The sequence below is a fragment of the Asticcacaulis biprosthecium C19 genome, from assembly GCF_000204015.1.
Taxonomy (GTDB): Bacteria; Pseudomonadota; Alphaproteobacteria; order Caulobacterales; family Caulobacteraceae; genus Asticcacaulis; species Asticcacaulis biprosthecius.
This window is the reverse complement of record NZ_GL883081.1, coordinates 4197-26822: the sequence shown is the minus strand read 5'-3', so window position 1 is coordinate 26822 and position 22626 is coordinate 4197. Positions and strand designations below refer to the sequence as shown.

The following is a 22626-nucleotide window of genomic DNA, read 5'->3' as shown; positions in this document are numbered from 1 at the left end:
ACTTTTGGGCATGAGGCTTGAGGGATCTGACATGGTAAGCGTGGTGCGGCGTGGTGTTCTGGGTGGAGCCCTCCTGGCGGGGGCGTCCTTCGGCATGGCCGGGGCGGCCGGGGCGCAAGCCCTAACCGCCAACGAACCGGCGCTGAAGACCGACCCGGCAGCGTTTCGCGACCAGGCCGAAGCGGCCGCACCGCCACCCCCTGAGCTGGTAAAGGTTGGCCAGGACTGGGCCAACCTGAACCGCTACAAGGCGGCCAATCGCGACGCCCTGAAACTGCCGGCGTTTAACCGTCGTGCCGTGCTGATGGGCGACTCTATTACGGATGCCTGGCCAGGGCGGGCGAACGATATCTTCCCCCAGAACGGCCTGATCGGACGCGGCATCGGCGGCCAGACAACGGCCCAAATGGTGGTCCGCTTCCAGCCCGACGTCGTCGCGCTGAAGCCGGTCGTGGTCCACATCCTGGCGGGGACCAATGACGTCGCCGAAAACCTGGACCCCTATGATTTTGCGGCGACGACCAACAACCTGATCGCCATGGCGGCCATGGCGAAGGCCAACAACATCCGTGTCGTCATGGGTTCGGTGCCCCCGGCGACCAGTTTCGCCTGGCGCCCGGCCCTGGGTAACCGTTCCGCCGAAATCCAGACCCTGAACGCGTGGATCAAAAAGTTCTGTGCCGCTAACGGGCACGTTTATGCCGACTACTGGCCGGTCCTGGGGGACGGGCAGGGGGGGCTGAAGGCCGCTCTGGGTGCGGACTCGGTGCATCCCAATGCGGCGGGCTACGCCGCCATGAATCCGGTTGTCCTCGCGGCGATCGACAAGGCCATGAGCCGAGGAAAATAGTGATGAAGCTGCCGGTTCTGATCCTTATGGGCGCGTTGCTGGCGTCCAGCGTACAGGCCCAACCGGCTCAGTTGAGCGACAAGGGATTGATGGTTGACGGCAAGCCGTTCCTGATCCTGGGCGGCGAGGTCGGCAATTCCTCGGTATCCGATCCGAAACAGATGGCCCCGGTGTTTGACAAGGCTAAAGCCATTGGCCTCAACACCTTGCTGGTGCCGGTCGAATGGGACCAGACCGAGCCGGTCGAAGGGCAGTTCGACTTTACCGTGACCGATGCTCTGCTGGCCGAGGCGAAGGCCCACGACATGAAGCTGGTCATCCTGTGGTTCGGGGCGTGGAAGAATTCGATGTCGACCTACGCCCCGGCCTGGGTGAAGACGGATCAGAAGCGTTTTACCCGGGCGCGGTCGGCCGAAGGCGTTGCGCAGGACATCCTGACGCCATTCGATGACGATTTGTTGAAGGCCGACGTGAAGGCGTTTTCGGCCTTCATGGCCCATCTGAAACAGGTGGACACGAGCGGAACGGTCATTATGGTGCAGATCGAGAACGAGATCGGCATGCTGCCGTCGGCGCGCGATCACTCCGACCTGGCGACGAAACAATTCATGGTCACGCGTGATACCGAGGAACGCTTCCAAGCGCGCAGCTATGCCCGCTTTGTCGAGGCTATGGCCAAGGCCGGCAAGGCCCAGTACGAGCTGCCGATGTACGTCAATGCGGCGCTGAACCGGCCGGGCAAACTCCCGGGAGAATATCCCTCGGCCGGACCGCTGCCGCACCTGTTCGACATCTGGAAGGGCGTGGCGCCCAGTGTCGACATGCTGTCGCCGGATATCTATTTCCCGGACTTTGTCGAACGGGTGAAGCCCTACGCCTTCAAAGACAATCCGCTGTTCATCCCCGAAGCCCATTATGCCGGTGATGCTGTGGCCTCGGCCAACGCGTTTTATGCCATCGGCGAGCTGGATGCGATCGGGTTTTCGCCGTTCTCGATCGAGAACCTGCCCGATGGCGATCCGCTGGTTTCGGCCTATGCCCTGCTCGACAGCCTGGCGCCGCTGATCCATGCCCAGCGCGGGAAAGAGACCATGCGCGGGCTGCGTGCGCCGATCAACTATGACGGCGTCATTGATACGACGCCCCAGGGGTTCGACCTGGGCGGATACCGGTTTACGGCCGCCTTCATCGATCCGTGGACGGCCAAGGACAAACAGAACCCCAATAGCCACGGCGCGCTGATCATCCAAACCGGCAAGGACGAGTTCGTTGTCGCCGGCTCTGGGGTGACCCTGACGTTCGCGAGTGACACGCCGGTCGGCATGGAGCAGGTGATCGAAGGCAAGTTTGTCGATGGTGTCTTCGTGCCGGGCAAGTGGCTCAATGGCGACCAGACGCACCAGGGGCGGCATCTGCGTCTGCCGCCGGACAGATGGGGCGTCCAGAAACTGAAGCTCTACAAATACAACTAAGAACAGAGTCGGGAGAGGTACCATGAAGGCGATTTGGCTGGCGGCCGTGGTCTGGCTGGTGCCCGTGGCGGCGCTGGCCTGCGAAGGTCCGGTGGCGGTGTGCAAGAGCAAGGTTGACGGCTTTGCTCTGATTTCCGAAGGTAAGCCGGCGACCGTCTATGTCGATGCTAACTCGGCCGGGCCGGTGTTGCAGGTGGCGCAGGATTTCGCCGCCGACCTGGAGCGAGTCTCGGGCGTCAAACCGGTGATCGTCAATGATTTGAACGGCTTGAGCGGACCGGTGGTGATCATCGGCCAGGCCGGGCAACCGGTCATTGACGGCCTGGTTCGGGACGGCAAGCTGGACCTGAAAGACATTTCTGGAATATGGGAAGGGTATGTTCAACAGGTTGTAACCGGTCCCATGCCCGGTCTGCCGGCTGCCTTGGTGATCGCCGGTTCGGATCCGCGCGGCGCTGTGTACGGGACTTATGACATTTCCGAAAAAATGGGGGTGTCGCCGTGGTACTGGTGGGCCGATGTGCCGGTAAAGAAGCAGACCGACATCACCGTTCTGGCCGGTGCGCGGTGGGATGCCCCGGTGGTCAAGTATCGCGGCTTCTTTCTGAACGACGAGGAGCCGGCGCTGGGGAACTGGGCGCGCGAGAAGTTCGGCGGTATTAATGCCGAGTTCTATGCCCATGTTTTTGAACTGAATTTGCGTTTGAAGGGCAACTTTTTGTGGCCGGCCATGTGGGGCAAGTCACTCCCCGATGACGACCCGAAGAGCCTGGCCATGGCCGACCGCTACGGTGTCGTGCTCAGCACCTCGCACCATGAGCCGATGGCGCGGGCCCATGTTGAGTGGCAGCGTCAGAAGGACGCGGGGCTGATGTCCGGCAAGTGGGACTATCGCAGCAATGCCGAGAATCTGCGCACGTTCTGGCGCGGCGGGATAGAGCGGCGCATGTGCTCAAGCAGCGCCAGCGGTAGCACAAAGACAATGTGCCATGAACAGGTGATTACCCTGGGCATGCGAGGCGATGGTGACGAGCCGATGACCGAAGGCACGGCGACGGCGCTTTTGGAGACCATTGTTGCCGACCAGCGCAAGATCATCGGCGAGGTGACGGGCAAGCCTTTGACCGAAACGCCGCAGGTCTGGGCTTTGTACAAAGAAGTTCAGGATTATTACGACCACGGTATGAAGGCGCCCGAGGACGTTACCTTATTGTTCGCGGATGACAACTGGGGCCAGATCCGGCGTTTGCCCAAAGCGGGGGCGGGGCCGCGCGTGGGCGGTTATGGTGTCTATTATCACTTCGACTATGTCGGGGGACCGCGGAACTACAAGTGGCTGAACACCAACCAGATCGAAAAGGTCTGGCAGCAGATGGACCTGGCCTATGCGTCCGGCGCCGACCGTTTGTGGATCGTCAATGTCGGTGATCTCAAGCCAATGGAGTTCCCGCTCGATTTCTTTTTGGACATGGCTTGGAACCCGGAAGCCATGGACGTCAATGCGCTGTCTGCCTATCCGGTCAACTGGGCCGAACAGCAGTTCGGGCCAGAACTGGGGTACACGATTTCGTATCTGTTGACGGATTCGTCGAAGTGGCTGGCGCGGCGTAAGCCGGAATTGCTGGATGCCGGCGTGTTTGCAGCGAACCCGGATTTCAAGGTGATGACGCGCGACTGGCAGGACATGCTGGCGGCGTCAAAAGAGGTCCGGGCGGAGTTGGGCCCGGAGTATGATGCCGCCTATTTCCAGTTGGTGCATCATCCGATCGCGGCAGCGGCCAATGTCTATGAGCTGTACAATGCCGTGGCCGATAACCAGGCTCTTGTAGCCAAGGGCGATGCGGCCGGCGCAAATACGGCGGCAGATGTCGCCGAGCAGGCCTTCGAACGCGACAAGGCCATCAGCGCGGATTATCACGCGCTTTTGGGTGGCAAGTGGAACCACATGATGTCGCAGACCCACATCGGCTATGACAACTGGCAGCAGCCGGACAAGGATGTCATGCCGGTCGTGAAGCGTTTGCCGGTCAACGGTGTCGTGCCAAAACGGCAGGCGGTCGTGGCCGATTACAGTGCGGTCCAGGTGGTCGAGGTGCCACGGCATTACGGTGGCCGTTACACCGATGAGCACGGCTATGTTTCGATCGATGCTGAGTTCTTTACCCGCGCCTTTAGCGATATCGGCGGCGATGTCTATTGGGAACTGGTCCCCGATCTGGGGCGGACCGCCGGCGCCGTGATCAGCTTGCCGCAGAACGCACCGCCATCAGATGTGACGGCGTCATCACCGATGCGGGTCGAATATGACGTGGCGACGCTGAAGGATGCCGATGCCGTGTTGCATCTCTATCTGGCACCGACCCTGGACACGCAAGGGCGGGGCGGATTGCGGATCGGCGTGTCGATCGACGGTGGGGTGGTGCAGGTTCTTGGTTTTGATCTGAAGCCGGATGCGCCGGACTGGAACGAGGCCGTCAAGAACAACATCCATGTGTTGAGGGCGTCGTTCCCGGGGTTGGCTGCCGGGGCGCATACGATCAAGGTGTTCCGCATCGATGGTAATGTCGTTCTGGAAAAGCTGGTGCTGGATACGGGCGGGTTGACTCCGTCCTATCTGGGACCGGTGAGGAGCTTTCAGAAGTAGGGTCAGAGCTTTTTGAGCCGCTTTGCATTCGCCACGGCGCGGGTGCGAAACGGCTTCATCACCTTGCGCGTCAGGGTTTGCGGGTGTTCATTGTGGAGAATGCCTGTCGAGAGGGCGACCAGGGATTCGGCAGCTGCTTCGGCCTTTTCCTGACCCATCCGCAGGAATTCGGCGCTGTCCCTGGGGCTGAGCGGAAACTGCGCCATGGCCATACGGTTCAGGCGATGGCGGATGACGTGGGCCGAGGCCAGCATCATCTCGGCCGTCTGCCAGCCGAGGCTTGTCCATTGGGTCACGGCCAGAGCTTTCGGCGCTTTGCGTCTTGGCATGAATCACCTCCGGAGATAGGGTGACGCGACGGCAGTAAGGAAGCGATATTGGGGTGGTCCGGTTGGCGTGCTGATTGCCGGAAAGAGGACCCCTCAGTCTCGAGCCTCGCCGGCAGGCATTGCTTCGGCCCATAGGGGGCCTCGCTCGCTCGCCATGGCACGGGCCACCCCGCTCCCCATTGAAGAAATGGGGAGGTGAAGTAGTAGTGTGTCTGTTCCGGTTCTGGCTTGTTGCAACAGGACACAGGAAGTGACGTTACGGCAGGGCGGCGGCTGCTATATTTGCGGCAATTATAACAAGCCACACTCGAGTCCTCCATGTCCCGGCCAGCCGACCATCCTCTGCGCGCGTCGCTCAGCGACCTCATGCACGCCCGTGTCATTCCCGTTTTCACTGCCCCCGCCGTGGTGCGAAGCTGGGTTTACCTGCTGAGCGATGTGGAGCGGGCGGCTGAGCGAACCTGGATCGACAGCCTGCCCGGCGAGCACGGTGCCGAAGGGTGGACCTTGCACGATATTGGCGATGCCGGTGGCATGATCTGGGAGCGGCACGGCGAGTTTTCGACCTATCTCAAGTTCACGACCCAGGTCGACCCGGATGCGGCGACGCAGAACGGATTGGGGTTTTGCAGCCTGAAGACGGCGGATTTCGCGTGGTTGTCCGAGGCGCCGGGGACAGTGTTCCGCAGTGTTGAGATCGCTGTGTTCTCGTATGAGCCCGAGCCTGCGCAGCTTCAGGCGTCGATCGACCTGACGCAGGCGGTGTGTTGCGACGTTTTCGGTGGCAAGGCGCGGATTTGGTCGGATTTCCGGATGCATGACGGCGGGGCAGGGCGGATCTATGTCCATGACCGCGGTTTGCAAAATGACGAGCTGTCGCGTCTTCTGCAGAATCTGATCGAGATCGGGCATTATCGCAAGCTGGCCCTGTTGGGCTTTCCGGTGGCGCGTGGGTTAATGGCGTGGCTTAAAGAAGCCGAGGCGCGGCTGTTTGCAGTTACGTCGGATATGGCCAGCCAGAGCGCGTCGCAGGAACAGGTTCTGGATCGCCTGATGGCGCTATCGGCAGAGGTCGAGCAGCGGGTCAACGAGGTCAGTTTCCGTCAGGGTGCGACGCGGGCCTATGCGCAACTGGCCGAGGATCGGCTGGTGTCGTTGCGCGAAAACCGGGTTGAGGGCTATTCGACCATGGCCGAGTTCATCGAGCGGCGATTACGGCCGGCGATGAGGACCTGTGATGCGGCCTCAAGGCGGCTGGATGAGATTTCATCGCGCATCGGCCGGGTGAGCGATCTGTTGCGGGCGCGGATTTCGATCTCGCTGGAGGTGCAGAACCAGGATCTGCTGAAGAGTATGGATCTGCGGGCGCGGCTGCAGGTCAAGCTGTCGGGGCTGGTCGAGGGCCTGTCGGTGTTCGCCGTCAGCTATTATGTATTCAGCCTGTTGAAGTATGTGGTGGATTCCGCCGTGCCGAAAGAGGTGGCGCATTGGCTGTATGCCCCGATGATCGCCGGGATTCTGGCGCTGGCCTGGCTGTTTATCTATCACCGGAAGAAGAAGATCGAGGAACAGGCCGAGTAGCCAGCACCATTAATGGGGTTTGGGGCATGAGGCCCCAAGACTTTACTTTTCCTGACTTTTCCTCCGCCCCTTGCGGGCGGAGGAAAAGTCAGGAAGATAAGAACTGGGGCCTCAGGCCCCAGACCCTATAACCGTTCAGGGTGACTATGCGAGCCTGGTTCTTCCTCGTCCTGCTTCTGCCGTTGCCCGCCCAAGCCGGCGCGGTCATGAAGAGCACCAAGCCCTGGTCCAACGCGACCGTGCCGTATCAGCTTAGCGCCGACATCCTGAAAACGGCATATACCCAAAGCAAGGATTGTACCGGCTGGGCCAAGTGGAAAGCCTCGCCAGCGCACAAGGCGTGCAAGGCGATGAACGACTGGCATCGCCGAACCGGGGTGCGATTCGTCGCTCGTGACGGCCTTGGCAGTGTCCAGATATACCTCAACCCCCATGCCACATCGGCGACGGTCGGCCAGCTTCCGATCGGCAATCAGGTGAATATCCAGCCCGGCGCCAACTACGGTTCCATCCTGCACGAGTTCGGTCATACCCTGGGCCTGGCGCACGAGCATCAGCGCGCAGACCGTGCAACCTATCTGAACCTCCAACCGTTCCTGCAAACCTATCTTGAAACCTGTGGCATGAAGCTGGACACCGTCTGCAACGATGTCCGCAGCGCCTTTCCGGAACGCGAGATGCGCCTGACCTCGGATTATGACCCATGTTCGCTGATGCATTATCTGGCCAATCAGGGACCGCGCCACAAGGAAGATCCCCGGTGGAGCCGCATCTTCACCTTGACCACCAAAGGCAAGGCGGCCGAGAAGGCCTGTCTGCCGCAGTTCGCCAAACTCGAAAAACGCTGTCGCAAGATCGTCCAGAAGTGCGCTATCTCGGACCGCGACGCCTGGACCGTTCGCCGGTTTCACGGCCTGGAGTAACCTATGCATAGCTTCCCGTCCGTCGCCGTCGCCGAGAAGGTCGACCGCGCCATGTTCGACAATGAGATTCGGCCGATGAACCAGCCGGTCATTCTCAAAGGGCTGGTCGCGCACTGGCCGTGCGTCGCTGCGGCGCAGGCCGGGCCGCGCACCCTGGGGGACTGGCTGGAAAGCCGGGACTCAGGACTACCGCTACAGGTGTCCGTTCTGCCGCCCGAAGGGCAGGGACGCTTTTTTTACAATGAACAGAAGACCGGATTCAATTTTTCCAATCAGAACCGGAGCCTGCGCGACGTCGTCGACAAACTGCTGAACCACGCCCATACAGGCGAAAGCGTCTACGTCCAGGCCGCCGACACTGACCGGCACCTGCCGCTCACCGTGTCCGAACTGGATATGCCATTGCTTTCCCCCCAGGTGCGGCCGCGTTTCTGGATCGGCAATACGCTGCGGACGCAGACCCATTTCGACTATTCGTCCAACATCGCCTGTCACATCGCGGGCGAAAAGGTCTTTACCCTGTTTCCGCCGGAGCAGACCCCAAACCTTTATCCGGCGCCGGTCGACATGACCCCGGCCGGCGTGCCGATCAGCCTGGTGTCCCTGGAAGCGCCGGACTTCGAACGCTTTCCCCGTCTGAAGGACGCGTTGGCTGCCGGGCGACGCGCCCGCCTGGAGCCTGGTGACGCGATCTACATTCCGTATCTTTGGTGGCATCACGTCCAGACCACCGGGCCTCTGAATATGCTGGTCAATTACTGGTGGAGCGATGCGCGGCCCGATATCTACTCCCCGACCAGCCTGCTGTTCCTTGCTGCGCTGAGTGTGAAACGGCTGCCGCCGGCCCAGCGGGACGCCTGGCGGCCGCTTTTCGACTATTTCATCTTCAACAGCCACGGCGATCCGATGGCCGAGGCCGGGGGGCTGCCCAGTATTTTCAGAGATCAGTTAACGCCAGACGAGGTGGAGACCTTCAAGGGCCATCTGCGCAAGCGCCTGACCCTGTAGGAGGCGCCGACTGGCTATTGCGGCGGGCAGGGCAGAGCGAATTTTCTGCCTGATGGCCCTGTCCACCGGCTTGACAAGGGCGGGCATTCTGTGAACAAAAAGAGAATACGCGCAGAAGGCCGCAATATCCGCGTTTCAGGGGTGCAGGTGTGGCCAAACCGTTTTCCGACAAGCTGTTCGATTGCTGCTGGGTGGACTTGGCCGGCTATCCACGCCCGGAACTGGTCATCCAGAAGCGGCTGAAACCGAAGATCTTCGCTATCGACGAATTTTTGTATGACGAACGCGGCACGGCGCTGCCGGTCAATGCGGATGCGCCAGCGATACTGGTCATCTACAACACGACCGTGTCACCGCGGCGACGGGTGGCTTGACGCGAAGCCCGGCGTGCTGCACCCATGACGCCAAACCCACTGGAGGATGCCATGAAGTCGCTTACCCTTGCTCTGGTTCTTGCGTTCGCGACCGCCGGTTTTGGGCATACTCAGGCCTTGGCCCAAACGGCCGAGGTCAAACTGACCCGGCTGGATTGCGGTGATATGGGCGAACGCGACGTGGCGTGGTTCTCCGACGCCCACAGCTTCGATGGTGTGAAAAAGCCTTTTGTTGCCTCATGCTACCTCATTCAGCACGGCCAGGACTACCTGCTATGGGATGCCGGTTTCGGCCCCGGCGCCAAGCGCGATGACGGCTCTCCGATCGTCAAGACCACCATCCTGCAGCAACTGACGACCTTGGGCGTGGATCCAAAGGCGGTCAAGTTTGTCGGTATCAGCCATATCCATGGCGATCACACGGGGCAGGCGGGCGATCTTCCGGCGGCGACCCTGCTCTTGGGCAAGGGCGACTGGGACAAGATCAAGGCGGCCAACAAGAGCGACGATCCGCTGGTCCACTGGGTCTCCGGCGCTGGCAAGAGCGAGCCGGTTCCGGGCGACAAGGATGTCTTCGGCGACGGTTCGGTGGTGATGCTGAACATGCCGGGCCATACCGACGGCCATCACAGCCTGCTGGTGAAGCTGAAGGCGACGGGCTATGTGCTGATTACCGGCGACCTGGCGCACTTCCATGAGGCCTATGACGGTAATGAGGTGCCGGGCTTCAATACCGATCGCGCCGACAGTCTTGCGTCACTGGACCGGTTCAAGAAGATCGCCCAAAACCTGAAGGCGACGGTGATCATCCAGCACGATCCGCGCGATATCGCCAAGCTGCCGGCTTTCCCGAAGGCGGCGGAGTAGGGACGCCTGCACAGAACGGCGTTGTGCTACCGCAGAGCTCGTGGCAGTCTCAGTCGTACGAAAGATGGGAGTAGGTGAGATGCGTGTACTGACAGGAGCGTTGGTGTTGGCGGCCGGCCTGGTTCTGGCCTCGGGTGTGGCTGCGGCAGATGCAGGCTATCTGCAGATCAAGGGCAGCAAACAGGGCGAATTCAAGGGCGACGTCCAGGCCAAGGGCAAGGAAGGTTGGAATTCGGTCATCGGATTTAACTATACCGTGCCAGGCGCTTCAGGGCGGAGAGTCCAGACGCCGGTGACCTTCACCTTGCGTTGGAGCAAGGCGACACCGATGCTGATCAATGCGGCGATCACCGGTGAAGTCCTCAGTGAGTTCAGGTACAGCAACTGGGTGCCGGAGGCGACGGGCATGGGGACGGTCGTCCACGCCGACTCTTTGGAATTCCAGGGCGCGAAGATCACCTCTGTACAGGTTCATGATAGAACCGGTGACAGCGACGCTGTCGAACCGGTGGTTGATATTACCATCAGCTACCAAAAGGCCATTGTTACGCATGTTCAGGGGGCCATTACCGTCCTCGATGACTGGACTGCGCCGAAATAGGCCATATCACGCCCTTATCTCCGTAAGGTCTCGTCTCATTGCGCCCTTACAGGCGCCTTGGCCATGGTCTGCCCACAATCTCAGTGAGGCCGACCCCATGGACAAGACATTCGACACCCGCGCCGGCAATGGCGGCGAGACCCATCAGCACGTTCCGGGGAAGGGACCGCACATCCCCGAAGGCCACCTGACCACCAATCAGGGCATCCGCGTTTCCGATAACCAGAACAGTCTCAAGTCCGGGGCGCGCGGGCCGACCCTGCTGGAAGACTTTGTTCTGCGCGAGAAGATCTTCCACTTCGATCATGAGCGCATTCCGGAACGTATCGTTCACGCCCGCGGTTCGGCGGCGCACGGTTTTTTCGAGCTGACCGAAAGCCTGGCCGATGTCACCACGGCCGATCTATTCCAGCGGGCCGGTGAGCGCGTGCCGGTGTTCACGCGGTTTTCGACGGTGGCCGGCGGCGCCGGATCGGTCGATACGCCGCGAGATGTGCGCGGATTTGCCGTCAAGTTCTACACCCAGGCCGGCAACTGGGACCTGGTCGGCAACAATATTCCGGTCTTCTTCATCCAGGACGCCATCAAATTCCCCGACCTGGTCCATGCCGTCAAGATGGAGGCCGACAAGGGCTATCCGCAGGCGGGTTCGGCCCATGACACCTTCTGGGACTTCGCGTCGCTGATGCCCGAGACCACCCACATGCTGATGTGGGCCATGTCCGACCGCACCATCCCGCGTAGCCTGCGCACCATGGAAGGGTTCGGCGTTCACACCTACCGCTTCGTCAATGCTGAGGGTAAATCGACCTTCGTCAAGTTCCATTGGAAGCCGAAGCTGGGGCTGCAATCGCTGGTGTGGGATGAGTCGCTCAAGCTGCAGGCGGCCGATAACGACTACCACCGCCGCGATCTATTCGAGGCCATCGACACCGGCAACTTCCCGGAATGGGAGTTGGGGGTGCAGTTGTTCGATCAGGCCTTTGCCGATGGCTTGCCGTACGATGTGCTGGACGCCACCAAGATGATCCCGGAGGAGGTTTTGCCGGTTAAGATCGTCGGTCGGATGGTGCTGGACCGTAATCCGGATAACTTCTTTGCCGAGACTGAGCAGGTTGCCTATTGCCCAGCCAATATCGTGCCGGGGATCGATTTCAGCAACGACCCGCTGTTGCAGGGCCGGCTGTTTTCCTATCTGGACACGCAGTTGAAGCGGCTGGGGAGCACCAACTTCCATCAACTGCCGATCAATGCGCCGAAATGCCCGGTCATGAACTTCCAGCGTGATGGTCATATGCAGATGACGGTGCCCAAGGGGCGGGCCAATTATGAGCCGAACTCGCTGAGCGAGAACGGCGAGGTCAGCGGGCCGCGGGAATGTCCGATGACCGGCTTCAAGACCTTTGTTGCGGCGGATGGGCAGGAGGAGCAGGGGGATAAGCTGCGGGTGCGGCCGGATCTGTTCGCCGATCACTACTCGCAAGCGCGGCTGTTCTGGCTGTCGCAGACGGAGTCGGAACAGGCCCATATCGCATCGTCGTTCGTGTTCGAGCTGTCGAAAGTCGGGATTGCGGCCGTGCAGGCACGCATGGTGGCCAATCTTCGCAACGTCGATGACGGCCTGGCGCAGCGTGTGGCGGACGGGATGAATATTCCACTGCCGAAGAAGAATCCGGCCGCGCGCGAGCCGGTGGATTTGCCGGCTTCGGATGCTTTGTCGATCCAGAAGAACGCCAAGCCGATGTTGGAGGGGCGCCAGTTTGGTATCCTGATCGCGGATGGTTCGGATGCGGCGGCCATAGCCAAGGTCAAGAAGGCCATCGTCGACGCCGGCGGCAAGGCGGTCATTGTCGCGCCCAAGGTCGGCGGCGCCAAGCTGTCGGACGGCAAGGACATGAAGGCCGACGGGCAGTTGGCGGGCTCACCGTCGCAGCTGTATGACGGTGTAGCGGTGGTACTGTCGGACGATGGAACCAAGGCACTGCTTAAGGAAAGCGCGGCGGTGGAATGGCTGACCAATGCCTATGTGCACCTGAAGGCGATCGGTCATACGACCGAGAGCCATCCGTTGTTGAAAAAGGCTGGCGTCGAGCATGACGCAGGCGTGGTGTTACTGGACGATTTTGTAGGGGCCGCGGGAACCCGATATTATGATCGGGAACCGAAGGTCAGGACGTTGGCTTAACCGGATTGATAAACAAGTCTCTCCCTCTCCCTTCGGCCTGCCTTCTTTGGGGGCTGAAGGGAGATGTTTCCTATTCATCATCCCCCGCAAATGCCGGTGCCCATGATTTGACGTCTCAAACCATGGCTACCCTTGAGGCGGATGGTACAGAGAACGATACCCCGCAAGGGGGCGAAGAAGAAAGAAGCCAGCGTTTCGATCTGCTCTTCAACGCCTGTGACATCACGATTTCTTTAGCGAGAAAGAGAAGAGCGCCAAAGCCCTAGCGGCTTTCGCGTTTCTTTTTCGTCCGTGATCGTCGGCAGAAAGAGCCGCTGATGACTCCCCCTGACAAGAAGAAATCAGGCGAAGCGCCTTATTCGCTTCGCTTGACCGACCGTGAACGCGCCTGGTTGAGAGACCGGGCGGGCAATATCTCGCTCGGCACCTATATCAAGTCCGTTTTGTTTTCGGATGCCAATCCGAAGGCGCGGCAACGCAAGTCCCCGGTCAAGGACGAGAAGTCCCTGGCCGATGTGCTGGCGTGCTTGGGCGCGAGTCGGATCGCGAGCAACCTTAGGCATAACGGCCACCTCCGGTGATCATATATTCAACGGCATCATAATGAATTTCTGAATCAGAACTGTCATTCGGTCTAATTCGTTCATTCGGATCGGCTGAAGGAGTCGTTGTACCGTACTTATAAAGCAATGTAATCTCAATGGTATTGAACATTTGTATTTTCCAAAATTGAGTGTGTCGGTCTTTTATTGATCGTGTATTGCGTATGCAATGAGCTTTTGATCAGGAAAAACAATCACTATTTCTGAATCTGATCCAATAGTGTAAAAACTGCCTGGACTTGCCAGGGCCTTGCAAAAGGGCTTGTTGTCTTTCCATTTGCTTTGGGAGTCGAGACATTTGAATTCATTGAGCGCGTCGAAACTATAATTTGAATAGGCGTCAACATCGGCGGTCGATTTCTTAATGACAGGCGTTTCTTGCCAGGGTCCATAAGTGGAGCGCGAGCCACGGCTTGTCTTAGGCAATTGGTTGAGTGCGGAAAGTCCGCGATTCCCGATTTTTACGGCGAACGCATCAGGCAATTCGAAGACAATTAGCCCGGTTTCATAGGTCAGTGTTCTGTCGACAGATCCGGAAACAACCGCTCCTGCTTCCAGCCCGCTGGGCAGATGCGAGCGCTCTGAATCCGTAGAGTTGCTTTCGCATGCCGAAGACAAGGCAATCGCTGTGATCGAGCCAATCCACAAAAGTGCGCGACGCATGGTCGAATGAACCGGACAGCGCTTCTCGTGAAGGCCAGTACGAACGTGAAGCAGGCCATACATAATTAATCCCCCGACGGAATAGCTAAGTCGTGTCTCACTCCGCCGAGGTTTTGACGTCGATCTCGCTGCCCAGTTCCTTGAACTTGTGCGACATCTCGGCCATGCCGGCTTCGATATCCGCCCGTTCGTTATCGGTCATGTTGGCGGCGAATTCGCGCACCTCCTGGCTGATCTTCATCGAGCAGAATTTCGGGCCGCACATGGAGCAGAAGTGCGCTGTCTTATGCGCTTCTTTGGGCAGGGTTTCGTCGTGGAAGGCACGCGCCGTTTCCGGATCCAGCCCTAAGTTAAACTGGTCCTCCCAGCGGAACTCGAAGCGGGCTCGGCTCATGGCGTCGTCCCACATGCGCGCGCCCGGATGGCCCTTGGCCAGGTCGGCGGCGTGGGCGGCGATCTTGTAGGCGATGACCCCGTCCTTGACGTCCTTGCGGTCGGGCAGGCCCAGGTGCTCCTTCGGCGTGACGTAACAGAGCATGGCTGTGCCGTACCAGCCGATCATAGCGGCGCCGATGGCCGATGTGATGTGGTCATAGCCAGGCGCGATGTCGGTCGTCAGTGGCCCAAGCGTATAGAAGGGGGCTTCGCCGCAGGTCTTGAGCTGCTTGTCCATATTGGCCTTGATCTTGTGCATCGGCACGTGGCCGGGGCCTTCGATCATGACCTGGACGTTTTTCTTCCAGGCGATCTGGGTCAGTTCGCCCAGGGTTTCCAGTTCGGCGAACTGGGCGGCGTCGTTGGCGTCGGCGATCGAGCCGGGGCGCAGGCCGTCGCCCAAGCTAAACGAGACGTCATAGGCGCGCATGATGTCGCAAATCTCGTCGAAGTGAGTGTAGAGGAAGTTTTCCTTGTGGTGGGCCAGGCACCACTTGGCCATGATCGAGCCGCCGCGCGAGACGATGCCGGTGACGCGCTTGGCGGTCAGGTGGATATAGGCCAGGCGGACGCCGGCATGGATGGTGAAGTAGTCGACGCCCTGTTGCGCCTGTTCGATCAGGGTGTCGCGATAGACTTCCCAGGTCAGGTCCTCGGCGACGCCGTTGACCTTTTCCAGCGCCTGGTAGATCGGCACGGTGCCGATGGGGGCGGGGGAGTTGCGGATGATCCATTCGCGGATGTTGTGGATGTTGCGGCCGGTCGACAGGTCCATGACGTTGTCCGCGCCCCATCGTATGGCCCAGACCATCTTTTCGACTTCTTCCTCCATCGAGGAGGTGACAGCCGAATTGCCGATATTGGCGTTGATCTTGACCAGGAAGTTTCGGCCGATAATCATCGGTTCGACTTCCGGGTGGTTGATATTGGCCGGGATAATGGCACGGCCGCGGGCGACTTCGTCTCGGACGAATTCCGGGGTGATGAAGTCGGGGATTTCGGCGCCGAAATCCTCCCCGTCGCGGATGACCTCGGCGTCGTGGGCGCGGCGCAGGTTTTCGCGGATGGCGATGTATTCCATCTCGGGGGTAATGATGCCGCGGCGGGCATATTCGAGCTGGGTGACCGACTGGCCATCCTTGGCGCGCAGGACCTTGGGGAGGTTGGGGAACTGGGGGGCCAGCTTGCCGGCGGAGACGTTACCGTTGTCTTCGGGTTTGACTTCGCGGGCGACGATCTCTTCGACGTCGCCGCGTTGACGTATCCAGGATTCGCGAAGTCTGGGGAGACCCTTCGAGATATCCGGAACAAAGCCGGCTTCAGTATAGGGGCCCGACGAATCGTAGATGGTCAGGGGGGCTTCGTTGGCGGAGGCGTGGACACAGACCTCACGGAACGGGACGCGGATGTCGGGGTGGAGCGTCCCGGATTGATAGACCTTGTGCGAGCCCGGAATGGGGGAGGCTTCGACCGTAACGGTCTTGTGTTCGAGCGGCTTGTTCATTGTGCAATCCCTTTGCATTTTATTTGCCCTACCGCTTCGCTGCTTGAGGGCTGTAAAGGGATCATGCGCGTAGATTGCGGGCGCTCGACTTGGTCTGCTCTATCGCTTCGCTGCTTGAGAGCATTCTGGGTTAAGCGTATCCAACTCCCTTCGCCGGCATGACCCGGATCAGGTTCGGCGGGTTTAAGGCACTTTCGCCTCGTCTCAGCCCGCCTCAAACGCGCGGACACCCCGGTGAACTATTCCCAAGCATAGAACCAAAGGCGGGAAGGTCAAGAAAAACGAATAGGCTGTTTGGACGACAGCACCCCGTTTGTTCACGTTGAGGCTTCGTTAAGCCCTGAGGCGCAGACTTATCCACAGTCTGTCCCCAGGGCGTTTAACGCCACCGAGGTAAATCATGCCCGCCCGACACACTTCGCGGCCGGTCGACGAATTGGACCTGCACCTTAAGGTCGGCGCTTACGACGAGTATCACCACGCCCATGGCTATGCTCACCCGCGCGAAAAGCACCACTGGTACTGGTTTGCCGGCATAGCTGCGGCGATTTCCCTGACGGCCGTTATTGGCGGGGTCTATACGCTGTATGATCGCGCCATGACGCCCATGTGTAGCCGCAGCGACAGCGAGACACGCATGTCGCCCGACGGCGCCTACGTCCTGGAATCCGTGCTCGTTACCTGTGCCGGCGCCGCGCCGAACCGTCGCGTTCTGGTCTACGCCCCGGGGGGCGCCGGCAATGTCCCGGCCCTGGCCAGTTTCGACGAGGCGGCTTTCGTGCGCATCCGCTGGGACGGCGACGACAGGGTCGTCCTGACCAAGTCGGGCGGCCGGGTGTGGAGCTTCCGTCCGCATTATCGCGATATCCGCGTGCACTATGTGACCGAGTAGGGCCTTTATTTTGCCGCGTCACGCGCTACATCTTCCCTGACCCATCCAAGGAGGATTCGCATGTTCGGCTCATCTGTTCCCACGACGCATCATCACCGCAGTTCCGGCGTCGCTGACGATATCGATTTCGAGATCAAGGGCCAGGAACTCCAGTTCGTCGAGATCGAACTCGATCCGGGCGAAAGTGCCATCGCTGAAGCCGGCGCCATGGTGTGGAAGGATGCGTCCGTCGGCATGACGACCGTGTTCGGGGACGCTTCGGGCCAGCAGGGTGGCGGCTTTATGGGCGCGCTGTTGGGCGCCGGCAAGCGGCTGATCACCGGTGAATCCCTGTTCACGACCGTTTTCACCCACAACGGCCACGGCAAGGCGAGGGTCGCTTTTTCCGCGCCGGTGCCGGGTGCCATCGTGCCGCTGAAACTGTCGGATGTCGGCGGGCGGTTGATCTGTCAGAAGGACTCTTTCCTGGCCGCGGCCAAGGGCGTGTCGTTGGGCATCGCTTTCCAGAAGCGGATCATGACCGGTCTGTTTGGTGGCGAAGGTTTCATCATGCAAAAGCTGGAAGGCGACGGCTGGGTGTTCGTTCAGTTCGGCGGCATGGTGGTCGAACGTGAACTGAAGGCCGGGGAGCAACTGCACGTCGATACCGGTTGTATCGCCGCCTTTACCGATACGGTCGATTTCGATCTGATCCAGGCCGGCGGCATCAAGTCGATGTTGTTCGCCGGCGAAGGGGTGTTCTTTGCGCAACTGACCGGACCGGGCAAGGTGTGGATCCAGTCGCTGCCGTTCTCACGCCTGGCCGGGCGGATCGCGGCGGTTGCCGGCGGCGCCGGTCCTAACCGTGGCGAGGGCTCGGTCCTGGGCGGCCTCGGCGACCTGATCGGCGGAAACCGGTAGGCGTTGCGCTACAGCGGACTCACGGTACAACGCATGGTTTGTACCGTGAGGCACCATGGCCGATCCTTCCGAACGCGATGCCTATGATCCACTGACGCCTGTGCCCGACGGGCGGCGTACCTTTACGCCGCGTGACGCTTTTTCGTTGTGGTTCAGTCTGGGGATCGGGCTTCTGGTGCTGGAAGCCGGTAGTTTTCTGGTCCCCGGCCTGTCGATGGGGGCGGCCCTGGTCGCGATTTTTGTCGGCAGCCTGGTGGGGGCCGGGTTGCTGGGACTGGCCGCCGTGGTCGGTAGTGATACCGGCCTGTCGGCCATGGCGTCTTTGCGGCCGACCCTGGGTGTGCGCGGCGCCGGTGTCGCCGCCATTATCAATATCGTGCAACTGGTCGGATGGGGGGCGTTCGAAATCATCGCCATGCGCGATGCCGCCGATGCCCTGGTGCAGCGCAATTTCGGTCTTCATTGGCCGGTGGTGTGGACTATCCTGTTCGGCGCGGCCGCGACGGGATTGGCGCTGGCGGGGCCATTGAGCGTGGTGCGCCGGTTCCTGCGCCACTGGGGTTTGTGGCTGCTGCTGGCTGGGGCGGCGTGGATGAGCTGGTCGCTGCTGTCGCGTACCGACTGGAGCCAGTTGTTCGCCCGGCCGGGCGACGGGACGTTGTCGCTGGCGTCGGGTATCGACCTGGTCGTCGCCATGCCGCTGAGCTGGCTGCCGCTGATCGCCGATTATTCGCGCTTTGGCAAGTCACCGGGCGGCATGCTGAAAGGCAGTGCGGGCGGCTATCTGCTGGCCAATATCTGGTTCTACAGTCTGGGCGCTGCGTTTGCCCTGACGGCGCACGGCAATCCCGATGGGTTGCTGCTCGCGGCCCTGGCCGCGACCGGTGGCGGGCTGGCCCTGCTGCTGATCCTGATCGATGAGACGGATAATGTGTTTGCCGATATCTTTTCGGCGGCAACCTCGACGGGGACCCTGTTTCCCGTCAAAATGACGTATCTGGTCGTTGGCTTCGGCTTGTTAAGCACCCTGATTGCCCTGTTTGTGCCAATGGGTAAGTTCCTCAACTTCCTTTACGGGATCGGGGGTGTGTTCACGCCGTTGTTCGCGGTGATGCTGATTGACCATTTTGTCGTCCGTCAGCGGAAGATTGTTGCTGACGATGTCCGCAATCCGTTCGGTATTTACCGCTTTACCTACGGCGTGCACCTGTCGGCCTTCGTCGCATGGGGCTTTGGCATTGCTACCTATCAGTACTTCCATACGTGGCTGCCCACGGCCGGAGCGACACTGCCAGCCTTCTTTGTCGCGGCGTTTGCCTATTGGGCATTGTCACACAGCTTCAGCCGCCTGAAGGCTCCACCGGAGGGGTGACGGCCGGACCTTTCAGTTCCAGACGATTGCCGTCGGGATCGGTCAGGTAGATGGACGGGCCTACGCCGTCGGCGCCGTAACGGTTGGCGACCTCAGCGATGATGCCGTGTGCGGAGAGGTGGGCTATGATGCCGGCTTCGTCCCACGGGGCCACTCGGAAATAGACGTGATCGACATTGTGGCCGTCCGGGCCGGGGGCGGGACCGCCCTTTCTGCCGATGACGCCGTCGACCGGGACCAGGTCAATCAGGGACGTGCCGACACGCAGTTGGTACAGGTCAACGTGGGTCTGGTGCTGTTCGAACTGCGCTCCCAGGACATCCATGTAGAACTTGACCGAGCGATCGAGATCGCGGACGCGGAAGACCACGTGGTCGATGTTTTGGATCGATATCATAGTGCCTTATAGCACAGGAATTCTGCCACAGTCCGCTGTAACAAAGACATGCCGGAGCATGGGCGGCGAGATAAGTCGCGCATACGTATTCAAGTAGGCAACCGGGCCTACCCGTGGCACACCTGCGGCCATAAAACAGGGCAGGGAGCTCGACTATGAAATTGAAGGCTATTTTCGGCGCGGCCGCGCTTGCTTTCATCCTGGCGGGCACTGCCCAGGCTCAGATCGATGTCTCGCCCGTGCCCGTCCTCAAGAAGACGAGCGCCTTGCCCAAGGACTGGAACCGGACTGCCGTCTTTACCGAGATCTTCGTCCGCTCGTACAAGGACAGCAATGGCGACGGAATCGGCGACTTCAAGGGTATGACGTCGCAGCTCGATTATTTGCGGGATCTGGGCATTACGGGGATCTGGCTGATGCCGATGAACCCGTCGCAGGACGGCGACCACGGCTACGCCGTCAACGACTATCGCGCCGTCAATCCCGACTACGGCAGCATGGCCGATTTCCAGGAATTCCTGGATGAGGCGCACAAACGCGGTATCGGCGTTATCATCGACTTCGTCGTCAACCATTCGGGCAGCGGCAATGCCCTTTTCGTGGAGGCCGCCAAGTCCAAAATCAGCCCGTACCGTGACTGGTATCTGTTCGCCGACAGCAATCCTGGCTGGTACGACCAGAGCATGCGTGGCGTCAGCGGCGCCTACTGGAACGATCCGTGGAAGCCGGCGGACAAGGTCGTAGCGGGCGGGCAGGGACTGTATTACGGCGTCTTCGACACCACCATGCCGGACCTCAATCTGCGCAACCGAAGGTCGTGACCTATCTTCAGGATTCGATGCGATTCTGGTCCAATATGGGCGTGGACGGGTTCCGGCTTGATGCCGTGACGATGTTGCTGGAAGAGGGCAGATCATCCTATTTCAACAACCCCGGCAACCCCGGTATCGTCAAGGCGTTCAAGGACGTCGTCGACCAGTACGACAATCGCTACCTGATCTGTGAAGTGTCGGAAGGCCGCGAGTTGTATCTCGATGTTTGTACGGCCTTTGCCTATGGCGTCCAGCAGCCTTTGATTGCCGGCATCAAGAAGGGCGTGGTTGCGCCGGAAGTCATTAGCTTCCTGGAAGACCCGCGGCGCGACCTGATGCCCCTGGCGTTGCAGAGCCATGACGCCTACGTCGGTGACCGGTTGACGAACCAGTTCGGCGTCAATGGCGATGCCAATTACAAGGTCGCGGCGGCGGCCTCGATCTTGGTGTCGGCGACGCCGTTCGGTTATTACGGCGAAGAGATCGGCATGAGCAATGGCGGGACCTATAATGATCCCGGCATCCGCTCACCGATGTCGTGGTCGGGTGAAAAGCCCGCAGCCGGCTTCTCAGGGGCGCATCCGTATCGCGACCCGGCGATCAATTTCGCGACCATGAATGTCGACGCTCAAACCGGTGATCCGTCGTCGATCCTGGAATTTTATCGGGCGGTTTACAGTGTTCGGAAGGCCCATCCGGTGCTGGCGACGGGGACGTTCAAGCTGTTGTCCAAGGCCGGCGATCCGGTATTGGCCTTCTCGCGAACGGATGCGAATGAGACGGTCGTGGTGGCGATCAATGTGTCGGATACAGTGCAGTCCGTGACGGTGGATACCGGGGTGAAGAATGGCCGCTTCGGGCAGGCCTTCAAGGCGCCGGATGTGGCTGCGCCGCCTGAGGTGAGTAGCGACAAGACCGGCCAGGCGACGATAAATCTGGCCCCCAAGACCGTTCAGGTGTTGGTGAAAGCCCGCTAGATTTTCGTCCTGGCCTGCCGCATAAAGGCAGGGGAGGTGGGATGATGCGGATTTTGCTGCTGTTTGTGGCGCTGGGACTGAGCGGATGCGCCGGTGTTTGCGATAATATCGTGCATGAGAAGGGGACCTCGCCAGGCGGCCGCTATTCCGCAACCGTCGAGCAGCGCAACTGCGGGGCTACGACCGAGGAAGCTTTTGTTGTGGTGATCCATGATCGTGGCAATATGCTGGATCCGCACAAGGACGTGGCCGCCTATGATGGAACGGACGGGATCGATGTGCGTTGGACGGGTGATGATCAGTTGACCATTAGCCGCAACGGTCAAAGTTATAACGAACTTGATAGCTGGCACGATGCCGAGATCGTCTACGAAGGCGAATAGCCAGGTCGGAATGACTTAGCCTGAATCATCCGCCGTGTTTTATAGAATTTTTTTACCACGGACCCCACGGACCACACGGACCACACGGACTTCAATGTTTACATGAAACCGCGCAGCAGTAGTAAAAACTTAGGTAGGCAAGGCCGCTGCGCGGCGTAAGAACAGACACGAAGTCCGTGTGGTCCGTGTTAGAATATTATGCACGCAAGGAGAGGCGAGGGTGGTTCAGGGTAATGCCACACGGCTCTAGCGGCGGAAGTGCGCCATGACCCGGCCTAGCAGGGTTTCGATCTGGGTGCGGTCGTGGCTTTCGCTCAGAGTGACGTCGTGTCCCTTCGGTGTGGTCAGCACCAGGCGGAAAAAGTTGTCACCGTCGCTGTCCTTGGCGGTGTGGATGGCAGGCGGTTCGACGTCGTGTGGCCGAAAGCGTTCTGTTTCGGTTTTCCATGGCCAACGTTGGTGTACGGTAATGTCGTCATGTGTGATGGTGGCGTGAACCAGAGGCGGCTTGAACGCGTGGGTACTCCCGGCTGCGCCGAAGACCCAGAACAGCAGGACGATACCGGTTTCTACCGGCTGGGAGAACTGGCCGAAGCCGCCGTCGCGCAGGAAGACCCAGGTCATCAGGCAGAGGAAACTCATCCAGATGGACATGAAAATCCAGCCAGCCAGCGGCATCAGGTTTCGGATTTTGACAGGCGCCGCCTTCATAAGGACTGTTGTAGCTGAATTGGCCTACAGGTTTGTTAAGGCGGCGAGGATCTTCGGCGTTTCGTCCGTCACCGACATCCGTTTCTGACCGTTTTGAGCCTGGAAATCCCCCCTCCGACCGCGCGCTGTCGCTTGCGGCCACCT

Annotated in this window: 21 protein-coding genes, 1 pseudogene and 1 riboswitch; of the genes and pseudogenes, 17 read left to right on the top strand and 5 right to left on the bottom strand. The window is 60.3% G+C overall.

All coding sequences use genetic code 11. The features are described 5' to 3' along the window. The first annotated feature begins 31 nt into the window (after positions 1–31). Genes ABI_RS22175 through ABI_RS22165 form a run of 3 tightly spaced genes read left to right on the top strand, consistent with a single transcriptional unit; the run spans position 32 to position 4966 of the window. Positions 32–850 carry a GDSL-type esterase/lipase family protein gene (locus ABI_RS22175; protein ID WP_040309976.1) on the top strand — a complete coding sequence of 273 codons (819 nt, stop codon included), beginning with the start codon at positions 32–34 and terminating at the stop codon, positions 848–850. Between the two features lie 2 nt (positions 851–852). Beyond that, on the top strand, positions 853–2322 hold the full coding sequence (locus ABI_RS22170; RefSeq protein WP_006275315.1) for a DUF5597 domain-containing protein: 1470 nt from the start codon (positions 853–855) through the stop codon (positions 2320–2322). A gap of 22 nt (positions 2323–2344) precedes the next feature. Next, positions 2345–4966 (top strand): glycosyl hydrolase 115 family protein, encoded by a 2622-nt coding sequence (locus tag ABI_RS22165; protein WP_006275314.1) that lies wholly within the window; start codon positions 2345–2347, stop codon positions 4964–4966. 2 nt (positions 4967–4968) lie between these two features. On the opposite strand, the gene ABI_RS22160 is transcribed toward ABI_RS22165, so the two are convergent. Next, positions 4969–5295 (bottom strand): hypothetical protein, encoded by a 327-nt coding sequence (locus tag ABI_RS22160; protein WP_006275313.1) that lies wholly within the window; start codon positions 5293–5295, stop codon positions 4969–4971. A gap of 318 nt (positions 5296–5613) precedes the next feature. On the opposite strand from ABI_RS22160, the gene ABI_RS22155 reads away from it, so the two are divergent. From ABI_RS22155 to ABI_RS22120, 8 genes are all read left to right on the top strand, one after another. Further along, a complete protein-coding gene (locus tag ABI_RS22155) occupies positions 5614–6876 on the top strand; it encodes a DUF3422 domain-containing protein (RefSeq protein WP_006275312.1) in 1263 nt (420 codons plus the stop codon). Between the two features lie 146 nt (positions 6877–7022). Further along, positions 7023–7799: a M12 family metallopeptidase gene (locus ABI_RS22150; protein ID WP_006275311.1), complete on the top strand. Its 777-nt coding sequence runs from the start codon at positions 7023–7025 to the stop codon at positions 7797–7799. 3 nt (positions 7800–7802) lie between these two features. Further along, positions 7803–8807, top strand: a complete 1005-nt coding sequence (locus ABI_RS22145) for a cupin-like domain-containing protein (protein WP_006275310.1) — start codon at positions 7803–7805, stop codon at positions 8805–8807. 149 nt (positions 8808–8956) lie between these two features. Then, positions 8957–9181, top strand: a complete 225-nt coding sequence (locus ABI_RS22140; RefSeq protein ID WP_006275309.1) for a hypothetical protein — start codon at positions 8957–8959, stop codon at positions 9179–9181. Positions 9182–9232: 51 nt separating this feature from the next. Further along, positions 9233–10048 (top strand): N-acyl homoserine lactonase family protein, encoded by an 816-nt coding sequence (locus tag ABI_RS22135; protein ID WP_040310027.1) that lies wholly within the window; start codon positions 9233–9235, stop codon positions 10046–10048. 79 nt (positions 10049–10127) lie between these two features. Continuing rightward, positions 10128–10649 carry a type VI secretion system tube protein Hcp gene (locus ABI_RS22130; RefSeq protein WP_157139078.1) on the top strand — a complete coding sequence of 174 codons (522 nt, stop codon included), beginning with the start codon at positions 10128–10130 and terminating at the stop codon, positions 10647–10649. 97 nt (positions 10650–10746) lie between these two features. Then, positions 10747–12834 (top strand): catalase, encoded by a 2088-nt coding sequence (locus tag ABI_RS22125; protein ID WP_006275306.1) that lies wholly within the window; start codon positions 10747–10749, stop codon positions 12832–12834. A 317-nt stretch (positions 12835–13151) separates the two neighbouring features. Then, positions 13152–13415: a hypothetical protein gene (locus ABI_RS22120; RefSeq protein WP_050808399.1), complete on the top strand. Its 264-nt coding sequence runs from the start codon at positions 13152–13154 to the stop codon at positions 13413–13415. Between the two features lie 165 nt (positions 13416–13580). Here ABI_RS22120 and ABI_RS25470 read toward each other — a convergent pair whose 3' ends face one another. Together ABI_RS25470 and thiC are read right to left on the bottom strand one after the other, a co-directional pair. Beyond that, the gene (locus ABI_RS25470) at positions 13581–14162 is read right to left on the bottom strand and encodes a hypothetical protein (protein WP_006275303.1); all 582 of its coding nucleotides are present in this window, start codon (positions 14160–14162) and stop codon (positions 13581–13583) included. 34 nt (positions 14163–14196) lie between these two features. Then, on the bottom strand, positions 14197–16038 hold the full coding sequence (gene thiC / locus ABI_RS22115) for a phosphomethylpyrimidine synthase ThiC (protein ID WP_006275302.1): 1842 nt from the start codon (positions 16036–16038) through the stop codon (positions 14197–14199). Positions 16039–16166: 128 nt separating this feature from the next. After that, positions 16167–16282, bottom strand: a riboswitch (TPP riboswitch). Between the two features lie 156 nt (positions 16283–16438). On the opposite strand from thiC, the gene ABI_RS22110 reads away from it, so the two are divergent. The 3 genes from ABI_RS22110 to cytX are packed head-to-tail and all read left to right on the top strand — an operon-like array spanning position 16439 to position 19202. Then, on the top strand, positions 16439–16930 hold the full coding sequence (locus ABI_RS22110; RefSeq protein WP_006275300.1) for a hypothetical protein: 492 nt from the start codon (positions 16439–16441) through the stop codon (positions 16928–16930). Between the two features lie 60 nt (positions 16931–16990). Next, positions 16991–17830, top strand: a complete 840-nt coding sequence (locus ABI_RS22105) for a TIGR00266 family protein (protein WP_006275299.1) — start codon at positions 16991–16993, stop codon at positions 17828–17830. Between the two features lie 55 nt (positions 17831–17885). Then, positions 17886–19202, top strand: a complete 1317-nt coding sequence (gene cytX, locus ABI_RS22100) for a putative hydroxymethylpyrimidine transporter CytX (RefSeq protein ID WP_006275298.1) — start codon at positions 17886–17888, stop codon at positions 19200–19202. On the opposite strand, the gene ABI_RS22095 is transcribed toward cytX, so the two are convergent. Next, entirely contained in the window at positions 19171–19599 is a 429-nt protein-coding gene (locus tag ABI_RS22095; protein ID WP_006275297.1) for a VOC family protein, read from the bottom strand. The two genes, cytX and ABI_RS22095, sit on opposite strands and share 32 nt — an antisense overlap. 155 nt (positions 19600–19754) lie before the next feature. Between ABI_RS22095 and ABI_RS26365 the strand changes: the two are divergent. The 3 genes and pseudogenes from ABI_RS26365 to ABI_RS22085 all read left to right on the top strand — a co-directional run. Then, a pseudogene (locus ABI_RS26365) lies at positions 19755–20563 on the top strand (alpha-amylase family glycosyl hydrolase); the annotation flags it as partial. A 183-nt stretch (positions 20564–20746) separates the two neighbouring features. Next, the gene (locus ABI_RS26360) at positions 20747–21388 is read left to right on the top strand and encodes an alpha-amylase family glycosyl hydrolase (RefSeq protein WP_374188365.1); all 642 of its coding nucleotides are present in this window, start codon (positions 20747–20749) and stop codon (positions 21386–21388) included. A gap of 41 nt (positions 21389–21429) precedes the next feature. After that, positions 21430–21771, top strand: a complete 342-nt coding sequence (locus tag ABI_RS22085) for a hypothetical protein (protein ID WP_040309974.1) — start codon at positions 21430–21432, stop codon at positions 21769–21771. A 246-nt stretch (positions 21772–22017) separates the two neighbouring features. Here ABI_RS22085 and ABI_RS22080 read toward each other — a convergent pair whose 3' ends face one another. Continuing rightward, positions 22018–22425, bottom strand: a complete 408-nt coding sequence (locus ABI_RS22080; RefSeq protein ID WP_169313765.1) for a hypothetical protein — start codon at positions 22423–22425, stop codon at positions 22018–22020. Positions 22426–22626: the final 201 nt, after the last annotated feature.